The organism is Cellulomonas hominis, from assembly GCF_005239125.1.
Lineage (GTDB): Bacteria > Actinomycetota > Actinomycetes > Actinomycetales > Cellulomonadaceae > Cellulomonas > Cellulomonas hominis_A.
Map to the genome: position 1 here is coordinate 1 of NZ_SZYE01000240.1, position 4,647 is coordinate 4,647.

At 76.1% G+C, this 4,647-nt stretch carries 3 protein-coding genes; all 3 read right to left on the reverse strand.

Annotation, left to right across the window (positions count from 1 at the left end):
* A partial coding sequence (locus tag FA014_RS17910) for a GTPase domain-containing protein (RefSeq protein WP_154730984.1) occupies positions 1 to 1,756 on the reverse strand: 1,756 nt, incomplete at its 3' end.
* 100 nt (positions 1,757 to 1,856) lie between these two features.
* Complete coding sequence (gene ettA, locus FA014_RS17915; protein ID WP_154730985.1) at positions 1,857 to 3,539, reverse strand: energy-dependent translational throttle protein EttA; 1,683 nt, start codon at positions 3,537 to 3,539, stop codon at positions 1,857 to 1,859.
* A 167-nt stretch (positions 3,540 to 3,706) separates the two neighbouring features.
* Positions 3,707 to 4,264, reverse strand: a complete 558-nt coding sequence (locus FA014_RS17920; protein WP_195969359.1) for a single-stranded DNA-binding protein — start codon at positions 4,262 to 4,264, stop codon at positions 3,707 to 3,709.
* Positions 4,265 to 4,647: the final 383 nt, after the last annotated feature.

Below are 4,647 nucleotides of genomic sequence, written 5' to 3' on the forward strand. Positions count from 1 at the left end.
CCGCCCGCTCGCCCCGCGCCGCGTCCTCGACCGCCAGCGCCGCGACCCGGAGCGCGTCGCCCCCCGTGACCACCAGCGCGTCGAGCTGCGAGGTGTACCGCGCGGCCTCGCCGGCGAGCACCCCGCGCACCCGGGCGTCGAGCCGCTCGCGCGCCTCCGCGGTCAGCCGGCGCACCGCGTCGTCGCCGAACACGGCCTCCAGCAGCTTCTGCGCGACCACCGCGGTACCGCCCGCGATGCCGACCTCGATCCCCGTGAGCCCGCCGGTCGAGGCGAACGCCAGCACCATCAGGCTGACGCCGAGCGCGTTGACCCCGAACGACAGCGCGCGTGCCGTGCCGCGCCGCTGCGCGCCCTGCTCGCCCACCAGCGCCAGGACGTCGGACTGCCACGCCCGGATCTCGGCGTCCACCTCCGCGCGCAGCGACGCCGACGACCGGGACAGCCCGAGGTCCGGCAGCAGCGCGGCCCCGGACGGGTCGCCCCGCCACGCCGCGTGCGTCCGCTCGGCCGCGGCGTCGGCCGCGTCCAGGACGACGGCCGCCAGCCCGTGCGCGATCGCCTGCTCGACGGGCGGGTTCGCGGCGGGCCGGCCGCGGACGAACCCGACGACGGCGTCCCGCACCCGGCCCGCCCCGCGCTCGACGGACCGCAGCAGATCGCCGGTGCCGACGAGCTCCTGCCAGCGGGCCAGCACCTCCCCGCGGAGCATCGCGCCGTCGGACGTCGCGGCCGCGACCTGCGTGGCCGCCTCCGCGTAGGAGCGGGCGACCGCGTCCCGAAGCCGGGCGTCCGCGACCACCTGGCCGTCGGCGGCCTGCGCGAGCACCAGCCCCCGGCGCGCCAGGTCGTCCACGACGCCGTCCCGGGTCGCCACCGCGACGGCGCGCCGGGCCGCCGCGTCCCCGCCGAGGTCCGACAGCCAGGCCGCGACCGCGCCGACCGCCTCCTCCGGGAGCAGTCCGTCCGGCCCCGTGCCCTCGGGCACCGGGAACAGCGGCGCGCCGGCGAGGCCGTTCGCGTCGAGCATCCGGCGCAGGTCCTCGACCGCCGCCTCGGATCCGGGGTCCACCCGGTCCACGACGAGGGCGACCTGCGCGTGGCGTTCGGCGGCGCTGTGCAGCAGGTCCCACGGCACGGCGTCGGCGTACCGGGCGGCCGTCGTCACGAACAGCCACAGGTCGGCGGCGGCGAGCAGCTGGGCCGCCAGCCGCCGGTTGGCCTCCTCGACCGAGTCCACGTCGGGCGCGTCGAGCAGGGCGAGGCCACGGGGCAGCGCGGCGCTCGGGACCAGGCGGACGGCCGCCGCGCCGGGCTCCGTGCCGGGCCCGCTGTCGCCGAGCCCCCGGTCCCCCGCCAGGCGCGCGAGCCCCGGCAGCACCCGGTCGCCGGCGAACCAGCCGCCGTCGAGCGGGTGGTGCACCAGCACCGGTGACCGCGTGGTCGGCCGCAGCACGCCCGGGTCGCTGACCCGCTCGCCGAGCAGCGAATTCACCAGCGTCGACTTCCCGGCCCCGGTGGAGCCCCCCACGACGACGAGCAGCGGCGCGCCGACGGAACGGAGCCGCGGCAGCAGGTAGTCGTCGAGCTGGTCGAGCGCGGCCCGGCGGTCGGCGCGGGCCTGCGCGGATCCCGGGGCGTCGAGCGGCAGCGCGAGGTCGCGGAGCCGGGCGCGCAGGCGCTCCAGCGCGTCGCCGAGCGCGGCGTCGGCGCCGGTCACCGCGCCGGCGCGCGTCGGAGGCGTGTCGTCGACCATCCGCCCATCCTGCCGCCCGGCGCGGTCCCCCGCCCCGGGAGACGGGCCGGCCGCCGCCCCCGGGTAGGGGACGGCGGCCGGCGCGTGCGGTGCGCGTGCGTCAGTCGCGCGTGAGCTTGCGGTAGGTGACGCGGTGCGGCCGCGCGGCGTCCGCACCGAGCCGCGAGACCTTGTTCTCCTCGTAGGAGGCGAAGTTGCCCTCGAACCAGTACCAGGACGCCGGGTTCTCCTCGGTGCCCTCGTACGCCAGGATGTGCGTCGCCACCCGGTCCAGGAACCACCGGTCGTGCGAGACCACGACGGCGCAGCCGGGGAACTCGAGCAGGGCGTTCTCCAGCGAGCCGAGGGTCTCGACGTCGAGGTCGTTGGTGGGCTCGTCGAGCAGCAGCAGGTTGCCGCCCTGCTTGAGGGTGAGCGCGAGGTTCAGCCGGTTGCGCTCGCCACCGGACAGGACGCCCGCGGGCTTCTGCTGGTCCGGGCCCTTGAAGCCGAACGAGGCGACGTAGGCGCGGGACGGCATCTCGACGTTGCCGACCTTGATGAAGTCGAGCCCGTCGGACACGACCTCGAAGAGGGTCTTCTTGGGGTCGATGCCGCCGCGCGACTGGTCGACGTAGGACACCGACACCGTCTCGCCGACCTTGAGCGAGCCGCCGTCGAGCGGCTCCAGGCCCACGATCGTCTTGAACAGCGTGGTCTTGCCGACGCCGTTCGGGCCGATGACGCCGACGATGCCGTTGCGTGGCAGCGTGAAGGACAGCCCGTCGATGAGGACGCGGTCGCCGAAGCCCTTCTCGAGGTTCTCGGCCTCCAGCACCACGCTGCCCAGGCGCGGGCCCGGCGGGATCTGGATCTCCTCGAAGTCGAGCTTCCGGGTCCGGTCGGCCTCCGCCGCCATCTCCTCGTAGCGGGCCAGGCGGGCCTTCGACTTGGCCTGGCGGCCCTTGGCCGAGGACCGCACCCACTCGAGCTCGTCCTTGAGGCGCTTGGCGAGCTTGGCGTCCTTCTTGCCCTGCACCTCCATGCGGGCGGCCTTCTTCTCCAGGTAGGTGGAGTAGTTGCCCTCGTAGGGGTACAGGCGGCCGCGGTCGACCTCGCAGATCCACTCCGCGACGTGGTCCAGGAAGTACCGGTCGTGGGTGACCGCGAGGACGGCGCCGGGGTAGGTGGCGAGGTGCTGCTCGAGCCAGAGCACGCTCTCGGCGTCGAGGTGGTTGGTGGGCTCGTCGAGCAGCAGCAGGTCGGGCTTCTCGAGGAGCAGCTTGCAGAGCGCGACCCGGCGGCGCTCACCACCGGACAGCACCGACACGTCGGCGTCCGGCGGCGGGCAGCGCAGGGCGTCCATCGCCTGCTCGAGCTGGGCGTCGAGGTCCCACGCGTCGGCGGCGTCGATGGCCTCCTGCAGCTGGCCCATCTCGGCGAGCAGCGCGTCGAAGTCCGCGTCGGGCTCGGCCATGAGGGCGGAGATCTCGTTGAACCGGTCGATCTTGCCCTTGATCTCGGCGACGCCCTCCTGGACGTTGCCGAGGACGGTCTTCTCCTCGTTCAGCGGCGGCTCCTGCTGGAGGATGCCGACCGTGAAGCCGGGGCTGAGGCGCGCCTCGCCGTTGGAGGGCTGGTCCAGCCCGGCCATGATCTTGAGGATGGTCGACTTGCCCGCGCCGTTGGGCCCGACGACGCCGATCTTGGCGCCGGGCAGGAAGTTCAGCGAGACGTCGTCGAGGATGACCTTGTCGCCGTGCGCCTTCCGCGCCTTGTACATGCTGTAGATGAACTCAGCCACTGGCTACTCGTCCGCCTCGGGGTCGTCGGTTCCGGTGTCGCGCGCCGGGCGACCACGCGGGTGCCGGGCGGCGCGCAGTCCCCCAGCCTAGGCGATCCCGGCCATCCGGACCGCGCGGCCGCCCGCCGGATCCGGCGCCCGGCCGCCGGTCCCCTCGCGGCGCGCCGTCAGGCCGGCAGCGCCCGCGCCGTCCCGGCCGGGACGTCGCCCGGCAGCGGGTCGTCGTCCGCCAGCTCGAACGCCCGGCTCACGTCCACCACCTCCCCGCCCGGACCGCCGGCGCCGGCGTCGTCGTCCGCCCCGTCCTCGGGCTCCGGCGGCACGTCCGTCCCGTCCGCGGTCCGCCCTGTCGTGCGCACCGTCCGCATGAACCGCGTGGTCCCGCGGGACAGGTCGTGCCCGACCGCGTCGGCCGTCAGCTCGGCGGTGGTCCGCGGGCGGCCGTCGGGCGCGACCCAGTCGACCAGCCGGAGCCGGCCGTGCACGACCACCGGCTCGCCCCGGCGCACGGACTCGGCGACGTTGAGCGCGAGATGGCGGAACGTCTTGACCGTGAACCAGCTGGTGTCGGCGTCCACGTACCCGTCCTGGTCCCGGTCGTACACCCGCGGGGTGCTCGCCACCCGGAACTTGGTGAACGGGACCTGCCCGTCCTCGCCGGTGTACCGGACCGGGTCGCTGCCGACCCAGCCGACCACCGTGACCGTGAGCTCGTTGACCGCCATGCGTCCTCCTGGTGCCCGGGGCCGGCGCCCGTGCGGGCCGGCCGTGGGCACGACGTTGCCCGCCGGGACCGGGCCGGCGCCGGGAGCAGCACCCGGAACCTGGGGACGACGCACCGCCCCGGGCCTGTGGAGGACTCGGCGCCCCGGGATCACCGGGCGAGCAGCGGCACCCCACCCCGGCGGCCCGCCCCGGCTCAGCCCGCCCGGGCTCAGCCCTCCCGCGCCCCCGCGGCCAGCTCCCGCACCCGCCGGTGCTCGGCCAGCACCGCCGCCGTCGGCTCCGCCAGGCATCGCCGCGCCACGCCCTCGAGCGCCTCCCGCCCGTCGCGGCGCACCCGCTCGGCCCGCCGGCTCGCCGCCGCGCGGCGCGCCCGCACCGCGAG

Bases quoted from the DNA above. Each gene is read 5' to 3' on its own strand.
- FA014_RS17920 (WP_195969359.1), bottom strand. From the start codon at position 4,264: ATGGCGGTCAACGAGCTCACGGTCACGGTGGTCGGCTGGGTCGGCAGC.